This is a genomic window from Citrobacter sp. Cb041 (genome assembly GCF_030336655.1).
GTDB lineage: Bacteria > Pseudomonadota > Gammaproteobacteria > Enterobacterales > Enterobacteriaceae > Citrobacter > Citrobacter braakii.
On sequence record NZ_JAOWDD010000043.1, the window covers coordinates 271,206 to 287,451 of the forward strand.

Sequence of the window (16,246 nt, forward strand, 5' to 3'; positions counted from 1 at the left end):
TACTCATAAATAGTGCAGTTTTTTATGTCGTTCAACCCACCAGGGGAGGGCGTCATTATGGAAGGACAATGTCATGGTTGATTTATCCCGTCGAGGCATGTTGACAGGCAGTTGGCGAAACGCCAACTCAGGGATCCGTCCGCCCTGGAGCAAGGAAAACTCTCACTTTCTGGCCCATTGCCTTCGTTGTGACGCCTGCATCCAGGCGTGTGAAACCGACATCTTGCAGCGAGGCCAGGGCGGTTACCCTAGCGTAAATTTCAAACACGGCGAGTGTAGCTTTTGCTATGCCTGCGCAGAGGCCTGTTCTGAATCCCTTTTTCTTCCGCGCCACACCAGGGCATGGGATCTGAATTTTACGATTGGGGAAAACTGTCTCGCACATCAGTCCGTTGAATGTCATCGCTGTCAGGATAGCTGTGAACCCATGGCTATAACCTTTCGTCCCACGCTGTCCGGCATTTATCAGCCGCAGCTTGACAATCAGGACTGTAACGGATGTGGCGCATGTGTCGCTATCTGCCCGGTATCAGCCATTAACGCGGAGTACAACCATGGACAATAACTGGCAGGTCTGCAGCCTGGTCGTTCAGGCCAAAAGTCAGCATATCAATGATATCGCCACGCAGTTGCGTTCATTCCCAGGTTGCGAAGTTGCACTCAGCGATGTGGAAAGCGGTCAACTGATCGTGGTGGTGGAAGCTGAGCACAGCGAAACGTTAATGAAAACTATTGAGTCAGTGCGCAACGTTGCGGGCGTGCTGGCGGTGTCGCTGGTTTATCACCAGCAGGATGAGCAAGGTGAGGAAACACCATGAAACTCAGTCGTCGTAGCTTTATGAAAGCTAACGCCGTTGCGGCCGCTGCGGCGGCTGCCGGGTTAAGCGTGCCGGGCGTAGCCCGTGCGGTAGTCGGTCAGCAAGAAGCCATCAAATGGGACAAAGCCCCGTGCCGTTTTTGCGGGACGGGCTGTGGCGTATTGGTCGGGACGCAGCAAGGGCGTGTTGTGGCATGCCAGGGCGATCCGGATGCGCCGGTTAACCGTGGGCTTAACTGCATCAAAGGTTACTTCCTGCCGAAAATCATGTACGGAAAAGACCGTTTAACGCAGCCGATGCTGCGCATGAAGGACGGTAAGTATCACAAAGAAGGCGAGTTCACCCCGATTAGCTGGGACCAGGCCTTTGACGTGATGGAAGAGAAATTCAAAACGTCCCTGAAAGAGAAAGGCCCGGAGTCTATCGGTATGTTCGGCTCGGGTCAGTGGACGATTTGGGAAGGTTATGCCGCTGCCAAATTGTTTAAAGCGGGTTTCCGTTCGAATAACATCGACCCGAACGCGCGTCACTGCATGGCGTCAGCGGTAGTCGGCTTTATGCGTACCTTCGGTATGGATGAACCGATGGGCTGCTATGACGATATCGAGCATGCAGATGCTTTCGTCCTGTGGGGCGCGAATATGGCGGAGATGCACCCGATCCTGTGGTCGCGCATCACCAACCGTCGTCTGTCCGATCCCAATGTTAATGTCGCGGTGCTCTCCACCTTCCAGCACCGCAGCTTTGAGCTGGCGGATAACGGCATGGTCTTCACGCCGCAAACCGATCTGGTGATCCTCAACTACATCGCTAACTACATCATTCAAAACAATGCGATCAACCAGGATTTCTTTAGCAAGCACGTTAATCTGCGTAAAGGCGTGACGGACATTGGCTACGGTCTGCGTCCAACCCATCCGCTGGAAAAAGCGGCGAAAAACCCGGGATCCGATGCCTCTGAGCCGATGAGCTTTGAGGATTACAAAGCCTTTGTTGCCGAGTACACGCTGGATAAAACCGCCGAAATGACCGGCGTACCGAAAGATCAGCTGGAACAGCTGGCGCAGCTGTATGCCGATCCGAAGAAAAAAGTCATCTCCTACTGGACGATGGGCTTCAACCAGCATACCCGCGGCGTGTGGGCCAACAACCTGGTCTATAACCTGCACCTGTTGACCGGTAAAATCTCCCAGCCAGGCTGCGGTCCGTTCTCTTTGACCGGTCAGCCTTCCGCCTGCGGTACCGCGCGTGAAGTCGGTACGTTCTCCCACCGTCTGCCTGCGGACATGGTGGTTACGAACGAAAAACACCGCGATATCTGTGAGAAGCACTGGAATATTCCGGCGGGGACCATTCCGGCAAAAATCGGTCTGCATGCCGTGGCGCAAGACCGTGCGCTGAAAGATGGCAAGCTCAATGTCTACTGGGCGATGTGTACCAACAACATGCAGGCAGGTCCGAACATCAACGAAGAGCGTATGCCGGGCTGGCGCGATCCGCGCAACTTCATCATCGTCTCCGATCCGTACCCGACGGTCAGCGCTCTGTCGGCCGACCTGATCCTGCCGACCGCGATGTGGGTAGAGAAAGAAGGTGCTTACGGTAACGCGGAACGCCGTACACAGTTCTGGCGTCAGCAGATTAAAGCGCCGGGTGAATCGAAATCGGATCTGTGGCAACTGGTGCAGTTCTCTCGTCGCTTCAAAACAGAAGAAGTGTGGCCGGAAGCGCTGTTGGCACAGAAACCGGAACTGCGCGGCAAAACGCTGTATGACGTACTGTTTGCCACGCCTGCAGTGACGAAATTCCCGGTGGCTGAACTGGCTGAAGATCAGCTGAACGATGAATCCCGCGAGCTGGGCTTCTATCTGCAAAAAGGACTGTTCGAAGAGTACGCCTGGTTTGGTCGCGGTCACGGGCATGACCTTGCGCCATTTGACGATTACCACAAAGCGCGCGGTTTACGCTGGCCGGTCGTTGAGGGCAAAGAGACCCAGTGGCGCTACAGCGAAGGCAACGACCCTTACGTGAAAGCGGGTGAAAGCTACAAGTTCTACGGTAAGCCGGACGGCAAAGCGGTCATCTTCGCGCTGCCATTTGAACCTGCCGCAGAAGCGCCGGATAAAGAGTACGACCTGTGGCTGTCTACCGGACGTGTGCTGGAGCACTGGCATACCGGCAGTATGACGCGTCGCGTACCTGAGCTGCACCGTGCTTTCCCGGAAGCTGTGCTGTTTATCCATCCGCTGGATGCAAAAGCACGCGATCTGCGCCGTGGCGACAAAGTCAAAGTGGTTTCCCGTCGTGGTGAAGTTATCTCGATAGTTGAAACGCGCGGGCGTAACCGTCCACCGCAGGGGCTGGTCTACATGCCGTTCTTCGACGCCGCACAGCTGGTGAACAACCTGACGCTGGATGCGACGGATCCGCTCTCCAAAGAGACGGATTTCAAGAAGTGCGCTGTGAAACTGGCGAAGGTGTAACGCGTTATGTCCCGGTCAGCAAAACCCCAAAATGGCCGCCGCCGCTTTCTGCGCGATATGGTTCGCGCAGCGGGCGGACTGGCCGTCGTTGGCGTGGCGCTGGGGTTGCAACAGCAAACCGCACGTGCAACCGGCGTGCGGCTGCGCCCGCCAGGCGCACTGAGCGAGGAGGCATTCGCCAGTGCCTGCGTGCGCTGTGGTCAGTGCGTTCAGGCCTGCCCGTATGACACGCTGAAGCTGGCGACGCTGGCCTCAGGGTTGGCTGCCGGTACGCCGTATTTTGTCGCGCGTGATATTCCCTGCGAAATGTGTGAAGACATTCCGTGCGCCAAAGTTTGCCCCAGCGGCGCGTTGGACAGGGACATTGAATCTATTGACGATTCACGCATGGGGCTGGCGGTACTGCTGGATCACGAAAACTGCCTCAACTATCAGGGATTACGCTGCGACGTTTGCTATCGCGAATGCCCGAAAATCGATGAGGCTATCACCCTGGAGCTGGACCGCAACATGCGTACCGGCAAGCATGCGCGGTTTATTCCGACCGTACACAGCGATGCCTGTACCGGCTGCGGGAAATGCGAAAAAGTCTGCGTCCTGGAGCAGCCAGCAATAAAAGTGCTACCCCTGTCGCTGGCGAAAGGGGAGTTAGGACACCATTACCGCTTCGGTTGGCTGGAGGGGAACAATGGCAAATCGTAAACGTGACGCCGGGCGTGAAGCGCAGGCAAAAAAAGGATGGTGGAAGAGTCATCGCTGGCTGGTGCTGCGTCGTCTGAGCCAGTTTCTGATACTGGCGATGTTCCTTAGCGGCCCGTGGCTTGGCGTCTGGATCCTGCATGGCAATTACAGTAGCAGCCTGTTGCTGGACTCCATCCCGTTCACCGATCCGCTGATTACCCTGCAAAGCCTGGCCAGCGGACACCTGCCGGCGACGGTTGCGTTAATGGGGGCGGTCATCATCACGGTGCTGTATGCCCTGGCGGGTAAGCGACTGTTTTGCAGTTGGGTTTGTCCCATGAACCCTGTCACCGATTTAGCCAGTTGGTTGCGCAGAAGGTTTGACCTGAATCAGTCTGCAACCCTGCCGCGCCATATACGGTACGTCCTGCTGGTGGTTATCCTGGTCGGTTCCGCCGTGACCGGTACGCTGCTGTGGGAGTGGATAAACCCAGTCTCTCTGCTCGGACGGAGCCTGGTCATGGGATTTGGCAGCGGGGCGCTGCTGATCCTCGCGCTGTTTTTATTTGATCTACTGGTCGTTGAGCATGGCTGGTGCGGGCATCTTTGCCCACTGGGTGCGCTGTATAGCGTGGTGGGGAGTAAAGGTGCATTAACCGTTTCGGCAAAAGAACGTAACAGATGTAACCGCTGTATGGATTGTTTTCATGTTTGCCCGGAACCGCATGTGCTACGTGCGCCGGTGCTGGATGAGCAAAGTCCGGTGCAGGTAACCAGCCGCGATTGCATGGCCTGCGGTCGCTGTGTGGATGTCTGTTCTGAGGATGTTTTTACAATAACAACACGATGGAGTTCGGGAGCGAAATCATGAAAAGCCATGACCTGATTAAAGCGCTGAGTCAATGGACGGCTGCGCTGGCCCTGGTAGTCAGTGGGGCCGTTTGGGCTGCAAACGGAGTGGATCTGAGTCAGTCACCGGAAGTCTCAGGGACACAAGAAGGGGCGATTCGCATGCCGAAAGAGCAAGTGCGTATGCCGCTGAACTATGTGAATCAGCCGCCGATGGTTCCGCACAGCGTTGAAGGGTATCAGGTGACGACTAACACTAACCGCTGCCTGCAATGTCACGGTGTGGAAAGCTATCGCACCACCGGTGCGCCGCGCATCAGTCCGACGCACTTTATGGACAGCGACGGTAAGGTATTGGCTGAAGTCGCGCCGCGTCGTTATTTCTGCCTGCAATGTCACGTGCCGCAGGCTGACGCCGCGCCGATTGTTGAAAATACCTTCACCCCCTCGAAAGGTTACGGGAAATAAGAGGTCATTATGGAAAATTCTAACCGTAAACCAGGCTGGATTAAGCGCGTCTGGCAATGGTGGCGTCGCCCCAGCCGTCTGGCGCTCGGCACGCTGTTGTTAATCGGCTTTGTGGGCGGCATTATTTTCTGGGGCGGCTTTAACACCGGTATGGAAAAGGCCAATACAGAAGAGTTCTGCATTAGCTGTCACGAAATGCGCAATACGGTGTACCAGGAATACATGGAAACCGTACACTACAACAACCGTAGTGGTGTGCGAGCGACTTGCCCTGATTGCCACGTCCCCCATGAGTGGGGTCCGAAAATGATTCGTAAGATCAAGGCCAGTAAAGAGCTGTACGCGAAAGCACTGGGGCTGATAGATACACCGCAGAAATTTGAAGACCATCGTTTAACGATGGCGCAAAATGAGTGGCGGCGTATGAAAGATAACAATTCGCAAGAGTGTCGAAACTGTCACAACTTCGAGTTTATGGATTTAACCGCCCAGAAAGGCGTTGCGGCCAAAATGCACGACCAGGCCGTGAAAGACGGGCAAACCTGTATTGACTGTCATAAAGGGATAGCGCACAAACTGCCTGATATGCGCGAAGTCAAACCGGGATTTTAACAGGATGTAGATAACCAGGTATGCTTGAAGCCAGAGAATTACTTTGCGAGCGGGATGACAGAATACTGTTCAGCGATTTGTCATTTCGCGTCAACGCAGGGGAATGGGTACAAATTACCGGCAGCAACGGCGCAGGGAAAACCACTTTGCTGCGGTTACTTACCGGGCTGGCGCGTCCCGACGCAGGGGAGGTTTGCTGGCAAGAGCAACCGCTGCATCACGTGCGGGACAGCTACCATCAACAACTGCTGTGGATCGGACATCAGCCGGGGATAAAAACCCGGCTTTCGGCGTTGGAAAACCTGCGTTTCTTTCACCATGACGGCGACGTCGCACAGTGTCTGGCTGCGCTGGCGCAGGCGGGGCTTGCCGGATATGAAGATATCCCGGTGAATCAACTCTCCGCCGGACAACAGCGGCGCGTGGCGCTGGCCCGTTTGTGGCTGACCCGCGCCCGGCTGTGGATCCTCGACGAACCCTTTACCGCCATTGATGTGAACGGCGTTGAGCGACTGACTCAGCGTATGGCGCAGCATACGGAGCAGGGCGGTATTGTTATTCTCACCACCCACCAACCGCTCAATGTCGAGACCGATAAAGTGCGACGTATTGCGCTGACCAGCGAGAGGGCAACGCAATGATGTGGCGAATCTTCCGTTTAGAACTACGAGTTGCGTTTCGTCATAGTGCGGAAATCGCCAATCCTTTATGGTTCTTCCTGATTGTTATTACGCTGTTCCCGCTGAGCATTGGGCCGGAGCCGCAACTGCTGGCGCGTATTGCACCGGGCATCATCTGGGTTGCGGCGCTGCTGGCGTCGTTGCTGGCGCTGGAGCGCCTGTTTCGTGATGATCTGCAGGACGGCAGCCTTGAGCAACTGATGCTGTTGCCGCTGCCGCTGCCGGCAGTGGTGCTGGCGAAAGTGATGGCGCACTGGGTCGTGACCGGCCTGCCGCTGCTGATCCTCTCGCCGCTGGTGGCGTTGCTGCTCGGCATGGACATGTACGGCTGGAAAATTATGGCGCTGACCTTGTTACTCGGGACGCCGACGCTGGGCTTCCTCGGCGCGCCGGGCGTGGGGTTGACGGTGGGCTTAAAGCGCGGCGGCGTGCTGTTAAGCGTGCTGGTACTCCCGCTCACCATACCCTTACTGATTTTTGCGACCGCGGCGATGGATGCGGCTTCCATGCACTTACCGGTTGAAGGGTACATGGCGATTCTGGGCGCGTTGCTGGTCGGCAGCGCCACGCTAAGCCCGTTTGCCACAGCTGCGGCGTTACGGATAAGCGTGCAGTAGCGCAGTTGAGATATGCAGGCCGGGCAAGGCGCTCCGGCACAATGGATATTAATTTACGGAGTCTGGTGACTGAACTATGTGGAAAACACTTCATCAATTGGCGATGCCTCCTCGGCTCTATCAGATCTGTGGCTGGTTTATCCCGTGGCTGGCGATTGCCAGCGCGGTGGTACTGATAACCGGATTGATCTGGGGCTTTGGCTTCGCGCCTGCGGATTATCAGCAGGGGCAGAGCTATCGCATTATTTATCTGCACGTTCCGGCAGCAATCTGGTCGATGGGTATTTATGCATCGATGGCCGTTGCCGCGTTTATTGGCCTGGTCTGGCAGATGAAAATGGCCAATCTGGCGCTGGCCGCGATGGCGCCCATTGGTGCCGTGTTTACCTTTATTGCGCTGGTGACGGGCTCTGCATGGGGCAAACCGATGTGGGGCACCTGGTGGGTCTGGGATGCCCGACTCACCTCTGAACTGGTGCTGCTGTTTCTCTACGTTGGCGCCATAGCGCTGTGGCATGCCTTTGACGACCGCCGTCTGGCTGGTCGCGCTGCCGGCATTCTGGTGCTGATTGGCGTGGTCAACTTGCCGATTATTCACTACTCGGTCGAGTGGTGGAATACGCTGCATCAGGGGTCGACCCGTATGCAGCAGAGTATCGATCCGGCAATGCGCGCGCCGCTGCGTCTGGCGATCGTCGGCTACCTGTTACTGTTTGTCACGCTGGCGCTGATGCGCATGCGTAACCTGATTTTGATGATGGAAAAACGCCGCCCGTGGGTGAGCGAACTGATCTTAAAAAGAGGCCGCCAATGACCCCTGCATTTGCATCATGGAGTGATTTTTTCGCGATGGGCGGTTACGCCTTGTATGTCTGGCTGGCTGTGGCGATGAGCGTTATCCCGCTGGTGGCGCTGGTGCTGCATTCTGCGTTACAGCATCGTGCAATCTTACGCGGTGTCGCGCAGCAGCGGGCGAGAGAAGCGCGCATGCGCGCGGCGCAAGTGCAACGGGAGGCGGCGTGAATATTCGACGTAAAAATCGGTTATGGATAGCCTGCGCGGTCCTGACAGGTCTGGCTTTGACCATTTCGCTGGTGCTCTACGCGCTGCGTTCCAATATCGATCTGTTCTATACGCCGGGAGAGATACTCTACGGGAAGCGCGAAACGCAGCAAATGCCTGAAGTCGGCCAGCGCCTGCGCGTGGGCGGTATGGTTATGCCTGGCAGCGTAAAGCGCGATCCGCAGTCGCTGAAGGTGAATTTCAGCATCTATGACGCCGAAGGTGTGGTGGATGTCACCTATGAAGGCATTCTGCCGGATCTGTTCCGCGAAGGGCAGGGCGTCGTCGTTCAGGGCGAACTGGACGGGGGAAATCATGTGCAGGCCAAAGAAGTGCTTGCTAAACATGATGAAAATTACACCCCGCCGGAAGTCGAAAAAGCGATGCAGGAAAACCACCGTCGCCCGGAAAGTGTTTATAAGGATAAAACGTCATGATGCCTGAAATTGGCAATGCGCTGTTGTGCCTTGCGCTTGGCGTTGCATTACTGCTGTCGGTCTATCCGCTGTGGGGCGTAGCGCGCGGCGACGTGCGGATGATGGCCTCCGCGCGTCCCTTTGCCTGGGTACTGTTTATCTGTGTGATGGGGGCGTTCCTGATTCTGGTCAACGCCTTCGTGGTTAATGACTTTACCGTGACCTACGTCGCCAGCAACTCCAATACCCAGCTTCCGGTCTGGTATCGGGTGGCGGCGACGTGGGGGGCGCATGAAGGCTCGCTGCTGCTGTGGGTGCTGCTGATGAGCGGCTGGACGTTCGCCGTTGCGGCGTTCAGCCAGCGCATGCCGCTGGATATCGTCGCCCGCGTGCTTGCGGTCATGGGAATGGTCAGCGTCGGTTTCCTGCTGTTTATTCTGTTTACCTCCAACCCGTTTGCCCGCACGTTGCCGAACTTCCCGATTGAAGGACGTGACCTGAACCCGCTGTTGCAGGATCCGGGGCTGATTTTCCATCCGCCGCTGCTGTACATGGGGTATGTCGGCTTCTCGGTCGCCTTTGCGTTTGCGATTGCTGCGCTGATGAGCGGACGACTGGACAGCACATTCGCCCGTTTTTCGCGTCCGTGGACGCTGGCGGCGTGGGTGTTTCTGACGCTGGGCATTGTGCTCGGTTCGGCCTGGGCCTATTACGAGCTGGGCTGGGGCGGCTGGTGGTTCTGGGATCCGGTTGAAAACGCCTCGTTTATGCCATGGCTGGTGGGAACGGCGCTGATGCACTCGTTGTCGGTAACCGAACAGCGCGCCAGCTTTAAAGCCTGGACGCTGCTGCTGTCAATCTGCGCATTCTCACTTTGTCTGTTAGGTACTTTCCTGGTGCGCTCCGGCGTACTGGTGTCGGTGCATGCTTTCGCCTCCGATCCGTCGCGCGGGATGTTTATTCTGGCCTTTATGGTGCTGGTAATTGGCGGCTCCCTGCTGCTGTTTGCGGTGCGCGGTCACAAGGTTCGCTCACGGGTGAACAACGCGCTGTGGTCGCGTGAATCAATGCTGCTGGGGAATAACGTCCTGCTGATTGCCGCCATGCTGGTGGTGCTACTGGGCACGCTGCTGCCGCTGGTGCACAAACAGCTGGGGCTGGGCAGCATTTCGATTGGCGAGCCGTTTTTCAACACCATGTTCACCTGGCTGATGGCACCGTTCGCACTGCTGCTGGGGATTGGGCCATTAGTGCGCTGGGGCCGTGACCGACCGCGTAAACTGAAAACGCTATTGCTTATCGCGTTTGTCACCACCCTTGTTCTGTCGCTGCTGCTGCCGTGGCTGCTTGAGGATCGCATTGCCGCCATGACAGTGGTGGGGCTGGCGATGGCGTGCTGGATATTCGTACTGGCGATGTCCGAAGCGTTCCTGCGTATTTCCCGTGGGACAAAGCTAACGCCAAGCTATTGGGGCATGGTATCGGGTCACGTCGGGCTGGCGATTACCATTGTTGGTATTGCCTTTAGCCAGAACTACAGCGTTGAACGCGATGTGCGCATGAAAGCGGGTGATAGCGTTAGTATCCATAACTATCAGTTCACTTTCCGCGAAGTGAAAGATATTACCGGGCCAAACTACCGGGGCGGCGTTGCCATTATTGGCGTTACCCGAGATGGTAAGCCGGAAGCCACGCTGCATGCGGAAAAACGCTTCTATAACAGCACCAGTTCGATGATGACCGAAGCGGCAATTGACGGCGGATTCACGCGCGATCTGTACGCTGCGCTGGGTGAAGAACTGGATAATGGCGCATGGGCTGTACGCCTGTACTACAAACCGTTTATTCGCTGGATTTGGGCCGGAGGATTGCTGATGGCGCTGGGCGGGTTGTTCTGCCTGTTTGATCCACGCTATCGCCAGCGGACGCGTCCTCGCGCCGCGGTGCAAAAAAATGCGTCGGAGGCTGTATGAAGCGCAACGCACTGTTAATTCCGTTTATTATTTTTCTCATCATTGCGGCGGCGCTGTTGTGGCAGCTCGCGCGTAACGCTCAGGGGGACGATCCCACTAATCTGGAATCGGCGCTGATCGGCAAACCTGTTCCGACATTCCGCCTGGAGTCACTGGAAAATCCGGGTCAGCACTATCAGGCCGATGTGCTGACGCAGGGCAAACCGGTATTGCTGAACGTCTGGGCGACCTGGTGCCCAACCTGTCGCGCCGAGCATCAGTATCTGAATCAGCTGTCTGCGCAAGGCGTGCGGGTAGTGGGTCTGAACTATAAAGATGATCGTCAGAAAGCCATTGTCTGGCTGAAAGAGCTGGGTAATCCTTACTCATTAAGTCTGTTTGACGGCGACGGTATGCTCGGTCTGGATCTTGGCGTGTACGGTGCTCCGGAGACGTTCCTGATCGACGGCAAAGGCATTATTCGCTATCGCCATGCCGGCGATCTGAACGCCCGGGTGTGGGAGAGCGAGATCAAACCGTTATGGGACAAGTACAGTAAGGAGGCTGCGCAATGAGATTTTTACTGGGCCTGCTAATGCTGGTTATCTCGGGATCCGCGCTTGCGACTATCGACGTGATGCAGTTTAAGGACGAAGCGCAGGAGCAGCAGTTCCGCCAGCTTACTGAACAACTGCGTTGTCCTAAATGCCAGAACAACAGCATTGCCGATTCTAACTCGATGATTGCCACCGACCTGCGTCAGAAAGTGTACGAACTGATGCAGGAAGGAAAAAGCCAGAAAGAAATTGTCGATTACATGGTGGCGCGCTACGGCAACTTCGTCACGTACGATCCGCCGTTAACGCCGCTCACCGTGCTGCTGTGGGTGATGCCGGTGGTAGCGATTGGTCTGGGGGGCTGGATTATTTTCGCCCGTACTCGCCGACGCGTTCGGGTGAAACAGGAAGCGTTTCCTGACGATGTTATTCCGAATGGCAAGCGCGGTGGATTCGGGTTGTTTGTGCCTGGTATCGTGGTGGCGCTGGTGGTTGGCGCAGTAAGCTATTACCAAATCGGCAGCTATAAGCAGGTTCAGGTCTGGCAGCAGGCCACTGCTCAGGCTCCGGCGCTGCTGGAGCGGGCGTTGGATCCGAAAGCGGAACCGCTCAATGAAGAAGATATGGCGCGTCTGGCGCTGGGGCTGCGCACGCGTTTACAAGCCGATCCCGCAAATGTTGAAGGCTGGATCATGCTTGGACGCATTGGCATGGTTCTCGGTAACGCCAGTACGGCCACTGAAGCCTATGCCAATGCCTATCGACTGGATCCTAAAAACAGCGATGCGGCGCTGGGCTATGCGGAAGCGCTGACCCGTTCTTCCGATCCTGATGATAACCGTCGGGGAGGGGAGCTGTTACGCCAACTGGTGCGTGGCGAACATGCCAATGTGCGGGTTCTCAGCATGTACGCTTTCAACGCCTTTGAACAGCAGCGCTTCGGCGAGGCGGTTGCGGCGTGGGAGATGATGCTGAAACTATTACCTGCCAACGATACCCGTCGGGCGGTAATAGAACGGAGCATTAAGCAGGCGATGGAGCAGCTAACGCCGCAGGAGAAATAAGTATCCAGAATAGCCCCGATAGCGCTTAGCATATCGGGGCTATCCGGCCTCTTCATGGATTACTGCATTCCGCGCGTTTGTAAAAACAGGATGGTGGCAGCAACGCGAGAGCGCACATTGAGTTTGCGCAGCAGGTTGCGAATATGCACTTTCACGGTCTGTTCGGAAATATTCAGCACTGACGCAATCTGTTTGTTCGACAGCCCCTGAGCCAGTTCATGCAATACATCCAGTTCACGTTCGGTGAGAATGCTGAAGGGATCTTCTTGTGCGCCGAACAGATCGCGTTCGCGCAGATATTCGCTGACGCGTGTGCTAAAAGCTTTACCGCCTTTGGCGCCGCTGCGAATGGCCTCCAGCAGGACTTCAGGATCGCTGTCTTTGAGTAAATAACCATCCGCGCCGGCATCAATTAAGGCGTACACATCGCTGGCGGCATCCGAGACGGTAAGAATAATAATTTGCGCGGTGACGCCATCCCGGCGCAGCGCATTCAGGGTGTCCAGTCCGCTCATGCCTTTCATATTGAGATCCAGCAGGATCACATCCAGGTCCAGACGGTTAGCCAGATCGATAGCGCTGGCGCCGTCACCTGCTTCAGCGACTACGTTAAATGCGGGATCCAGTTGCAATAATTGACTAATTCCTCGCCGCATTAGTGGGTGGTCGTCGACAATCAGCACCCGAAAAGGCGTTGCTTCAGGCATACTATTCTCCTGAGTTTTTATTAGTATCATTATTGTTTTCAGCGCATCACTCGTCTAGTTTCATCGCGCTGATGAGAGGGTAAATTTTACCCCAATTTGTGCATGGGTAAGTAGTAAAACCTGTGCTTAAGGCCGGAGTCATAAGAAGGAACGTGGAATCGCGGGCATAAAAAAACCAACCATGAAGGTTGGTTTTTCTGGGATTTTTGGTCGGCACGAGAGGATTTGAACCTCCGACCCCCGACACCCCATGACACCGACTATAAAACGCTGGAAGCCGCACCGTTGCTGGTGGTAGGTACTATTCGCATGTATAAACAAACAGTGCTTTTTTAGCAACATCTGCTCTATATACTTCAATGGTTTAGGTGGTGGTTTCTCCCCATGCTTGGTAGGTATAATACCTTGATGCTAAAGTAGGTTGCTCACTTGAAGAAACAGCTAGTTAGCATCAATTATGTGCTTCAGCTTACTGAAAAAGTTATCAATGATGCATGAAACATGCGTCCTTGAATTTTTCATTAGCTTTTAAAAAAGGAATTGAGCATGGGTGTAGCTGAGTGGTTTTGCGGATTTTGCTCCAACCTTACTGTAAAAGATGGTGGAACAATTTCAACTCGATATAAGAATATTACGAAGCGTTTAAATACGGATTTTTGGAATAGCAGTTCTGATACTTCTCATAGTCTCTACGTTGGGTCATATGGTCGAAACACAGCCACGCAAGGCTTGAGCGATCTGGATATGATTTTTCAGCTACCATATTCCGAGTATCAAAAATACAATAGCTACTAAAACACCTCAAAGCCACGTCCCGGCGGGCGAAAACTATCACGCTAATCGTGGACAACTACATTATCCATAAAAGCCGGGAAACCCAGCGCTGGCTGAAACAGAATCCGAAGTTCAGGATAATTTATCAACCGGTTTACTCGCCATGGGTGAACCACGTTGAGCGGCTATGGCAAACACTTCACGACACGATAACACGCAATCATCAGTGTCGTTCAATGTGGCAGTTGCTGAAAAAAGTTCGCCATTTTATGAAAACCGTCAGCCCATTCCCTGGGGGAAAACATGGCCTGGCAAAAGTGTAGCGGTATTAGGCGCAGCTATTTAGCCCATGGGGATAGAGTGCATGAAATTGAATTCGACCTAGCAGACACGCTGACTACTTCTTTTTTATGGCCCTTTTATGCGATTGCTATCATCTGTATCGAAATTTATGAATTGTTCAAACGAATAAAACCATCCTAACGCTGCATCTGACAGGACATGCACCAGCGTCGAAGCTGGTGTTCCTGCTTTTGGCTGGTCGCGCGCCCACTAGATTTAATTTAACGCATTAACGCTATCCTGACGACTGCGAATGGGGCTTCTGAAAAATATCAGATGCGGTTATCACTGCTGCGGGACATTAAAAACCGTCGTTTCATCCGCGCGAGATATCCATGACACCGTTGTTGATTATCAAACTGAAAAAGCCTCGGCGAGTGCCAAGGCTTGGATCAGGGAAGATATAACCGAATCCCCTACGCTAGCTTACTTCAAGCATGAAAGAAACCTAGCAAACATAAATATCCTAAAATAACTTACATTTAGAAAAATTGATTTCAAGATGCAACAGTAATCTGTGGATCATATTTGAAATATCCATACAAAACAGGATCACCGCCATTAGGACGATGATATAAAGCAAAATGAAGTGTATAAGACTCAGTTCCTACGCCGACTATTGGAGCCTGATTAAACCAATAATCCTGAGGATTATTTAAAATAACGGGGAATACGTTTTTTTGCGTTGGCTTCATGCTTCGCTTATTGAAAGCATAAAAATCTGGCGTAACAAAAACCTCTTGTCCGCTTAGTCGCTTTAAAGTGTAAATAAGAATACTTGAATCGAAGTTAGCACTCTCTGATATACCATTCCAGCGAATAACATCTCCAACATTTGCTTTAATATGCAACGAACCTGTTCCCGCACCGGAGAGTGTGTGGTCTGAGCATGCCACCATATAGAAATACTTAGAGTTATTAATCGCAGTCGGACTGTCAGCATTCTGACTGCGATTAGGAAAATCCCTCACTACTGAATCACTATCAATAACAACCATAACATTTATGATTTTAGAGCTTGCACTATCAAGCATAGCCATATCATTTTGATTTTGCATGTTATCATTCCTTGAGCTGGTTATTTTTAGGAGAAGATTACTTTTAATTCATGAAACATAAACCAAACTTCCAGTACACATTACATTCATGGCAAAAACAAAATGGTGACAAATGTCGCATTTAAGAACTAAAATAATATACTCTCCTTAATTATAATTAACTTAAACTTATATTTATGGTGAATAAATATAAATAGATACTATAAAAACACGGATTAAGAATGCAGTTTTTGTTCACTGATGTAAAAAATGAATGAAAATAGAGCTTAAATTATTGCCATTATAGGTCGTGGCACACCGTGTCATTTAAAATATGCTGCTTATGCTTTAAATCAAATGTCAACGATAACTCAGTGATACATTTAGCCACCTTCCCTCACCCCGTAGTGTGAGGCTAACCAAGCATCCTATCGCGACCCAGCCACTTTACTACTTCATCACCTCGATCTCTTTTTTCGTTTGCTCAAAGCGTTCTGTTTTCAGTTCCACACCGATAACACGGCGGCCCAATTGAAGGGCTGCTTTTATCGCTGAACCGGAACCCATGAAGAAATCGGCAACCAGATCACCAGGCCGACTGCTGGAAGCAATCATGTCATGCAGCATGTCCGCCGGTTTCTCGCATGGATGCTTACCCGGATAGAACTGCACCGGCTTATAGGTCCAGACATCGGTATACGGTACCGCAGCGGTAACAGAGAAAGGACGCCGGAGATGCCTATACTCATCCAGAAGATCGAAATACTGACGGTTAAGCGTCTGGTATTCGACCACCAACTGGTGGCGCGGTGTATCTAGTTTGTGTTGCTGGCGCCTCTCCAGAGCAATACGCTCAAACAACGTCTGCAACACACGGTAATCAATCTCGCTCGGTAGTTGCCACTGGCTACCACCAAACCAGTGAGAAACCATGTTTTTCTTTCCAGTCGCAGCCGCTATATCTTTCGAGCTGACACCCAGCGCCTCACGCGCATTGCGAAAATAGTCTATTAGCGGCGTCATAATGTGGCGTTTTAGACTATCACTGGCTAAATAGCTGCGCCTAATACCGCTACACTTTTGCCAGGCCATGTTTTCCCCCAGGGAATGGGCTGACGGTTTTCATA

At 53.5% G+C, this 16,246-nt stretch carries 18 protein-coding genes and 2 pseudogenes; 17 read left to right on the top strand and 3 right to left on the bottom strand.

Going from position 1 to position 16,246, the window contains the following annotated elements:
* The first annotated feature begins 73 nt into the window (after positions 1-73).
* From napF to OGV52_RS22165, 15 genes are all read left to right on the top strand, one after another.
* Complete coding sequence (gene napF / locus OGV52_RS22095) at positions 74-565, top strand: ferredoxin-type protein NapF (protein ID WP_287109156.1); 492 nt, start codon at positions 74-76, stop codon at positions 563-565.
* On the top strand, positions 555-818 hold the full coding sequence (gene napD, locus OGV52_RS22100) for a chaperone NapD (RefSeq protein ID WP_016153776.1): 264 nt from the start codon (positions 555-557) through the stop codon (positions 816-818). The genes napF and napD overlap by 11 nt, the downstream gene beginning before the upstream one ends.
* The gene (gene napA, locus OGV52_RS22105) at positions 815-3,301 is read left to right on the top strand and encodes a nitrate reductase catalytic subunit NapA (protein ID WP_016153775.1); all 2,487 of its coding nucleotides are present in this window, start codon (positions 815-817) and stop codon (positions 3,299-3,301) included. The genes napD and napA overlap by 4 nt, the downstream gene beginning before the upstream one ends.
* A 6-nt stretch (positions 3,302-3,307) precedes the next feature.
* The gene (napG, locus tag OGV52_RS22110) at positions 3,308-4,003 is read left to right on the top strand and encodes a ferredoxin-type protein NapG (RefSeq protein WP_016153774.1); all 696 of its coding nucleotides are present in this window, start codon (positions 3,308-3,310) and stop codon (positions 4,001-4,003) included.
* Positions 3,990-4,853, top strand: coding sequence for a quinol dehydrogenase ferredoxin subunit NapH (napH, locus tag OGV52_RS22115; RefSeq protein ID WP_049281464.1), 864 nt, complete (start codon positions 3,990-3,992; stop codon positions 4,851-4,853). Before napG ends, napH begins: the two co-directional genes overlap by 14 nt.
* Entirely contained in the window at positions 4,850-5,299 is a 450-nt protein-coding gene (gene napB / locus OGV52_RS22120) for a nitrate reductase cytochrome c-type subunit (RefSeq protein ID WP_016153772.1), read from the top strand. The genes napH and napB overlap by 4 nt, the downstream gene beginning before the upstream one ends.
* Positions 5,300-5,308: 9 nt before the next feature.
* Complete coding sequence (napC, locus tag OGV52_RS22125; protein WP_003027548.1) at positions 5,309-5,911, top strand: cytochrome c-type protein NapC; 603 nt, start codon at positions 5,309-5,311, stop codon at positions 5,909-5,911.
* Positions 5,912-5,931: 20 nt separating this feature from the next.
* The gene (gene ccmA / locus OGV52_RS22130) at positions 5,932-6,552 is read left to right on the top strand and encodes a cytochrome c biogenesis heme-transporting ATPase CcmA (RefSeq protein WP_016153771.1); all 621 of its coding nucleotides are present in this window, start codon (positions 5,932-5,934) and stop codon (positions 6,550-6,552) included.
* Positions 6,549-7,208 (top strand): heme exporter protein CcmB, encoded by a 660-nt coding sequence (ccmB, locus tag OGV52_RS22135; protein ID WP_003027542.1) that lies wholly within the window; start codon positions 6,549-6,551, stop codon positions 7,206-7,208. Before ccmA ends, ccmB begins: the two co-directional genes overlap by 4 nt.
* 76 nt (positions 7,209-7,284) lie before the next feature.
* Entirely contained in the window at positions 7,285-8,022 is a 738-nt protein-coding gene (locus OGV52_RS22140; RefSeq protein WP_016153769.1) for a heme ABC transporter permease, read from the top strand.
* Entirely contained in the window at positions 8,019-8,231 is a 213-nt protein-coding gene (ccmD, locus tag OGV52_RS22145) for a heme exporter protein CcmD (protein ID WP_016157004.1), read from the top strand. The genes OGV52_RS22140 and ccmD overlap by 4 nt, the downstream gene beginning before the upstream one ends.
* Positions 8,228-8,707, top strand: coding sequence for a cytochrome c maturation protein CcmE (gene ccmE, locus OGV52_RS22150; protein ID WP_287109157.1), 480 nt, complete (start codon positions 8,228-8,230; stop codon positions 8,705-8,707). Before ccmD ends, ccmE begins: the two co-directional genes overlap by 4 nt.
* Entirely contained in the window at positions 8,704-10,659 is a 1,956-nt protein-coding gene (locus tag OGV52_RS22155) for a heme lyase CcmF/NrfE family subunit (protein WP_287109159.1), read from the top strand. The genes ccmE and OGV52_RS22155 overlap by 4 nt, the downstream gene beginning before the upstream one ends.
* Positions 10,656-11,213, top strand: coding sequence for a thiol:disulfide interchange protein DsbE (gene dsbE, locus OGV52_RS22160; RefSeq protein ID WP_003834613.1), 558 nt, complete (start codon positions 10,656-10,658; stop codon positions 11,211-11,213). Before OGV52_RS22155 ends, dsbE begins: the two co-directional genes overlap by 4 nt.
* Positions 11,210-12,259: a cytochrome c-type biogenesis protein CcmH gene (locus OGV52_RS22165; protein WP_049281462.1), complete on the top strand. Its 1,050-nt coding sequence runs from the start codon at positions 11,210-11,212 to the stop codon at positions 12,257-12,259. The genes dsbE and OGV52_RS22165 overlap by 4 nt, the downstream gene beginning before the upstream one ends.
* 59 nt (positions 12,260-12,318) lie before the next feature.
* Here the strand turns inward: OGV52_RS22165 and narP are convergent, their stop codons facing one another.
* Positions 12,319-12,966 (bottom strand): nitrate/nitrite response regulator protein NarP, encoded by a 648-nt coding sequence (narP, locus tag OGV52_RS22170; protein ID WP_016153764.1) that lies wholly within the window; start codon positions 12,964-12,966, stop codon positions 12,319-12,321.
* A gap of 546 nt (positions 12,967-13,512) precedes the next feature.
* Here narP and OGV52_RS22175 point away from each other — a divergent pair.
* Together OGV52_RS22175 and OGV52_RS22180 are read left to right on the top strand one after the other, a co-directional pair.
* The gene (locus tag OGV52_RS22175) at positions 13,513-13,761 is read left to right on the top strand and encodes an SMODS domain-containing nucleotidyltransferase (protein ID WP_233630047.1); all 249 of its coding nucleotides are present in this window, start codon (positions 13,513-13,515) and stop codon (positions 13,759-13,761) included.
* Positions 13,755-14,063 (top strand): annotated as a pseudogene (locus OGV52_RS22180) (transposase); the annotation flags it as partial. The gene OGV52_RS22175 and the pseudogene OGV52_RS22180, both read left to right, overlap by 7 nt.
* A gap of 516 nt (positions 14,064-14,579) precedes the next feature.
* Here the strand turns inward: OGV52_RS22180 and OGV52_RS22185 are convergent.
* On the bottom strand, positions 14,580-15,140 hold the full coding sequence (locus OGV52_RS22185; protein WP_233630046.1) for an inclusion body family protein: 561 nt from the start codon (positions 15,138-15,140) through the stop codon (positions 14,580-14,582).
* A 429-nt stretch (positions 15,141-15,569) separates the two neighbouring features.
* Positions 15,570-16,175: pseudogene (locus OGV52_RS22190) on the bottom strand (DNA methyltransferase); the annotation flags it as partial.
* Positions 16,176-16,246: the final 71 nt, after the last annotated feature.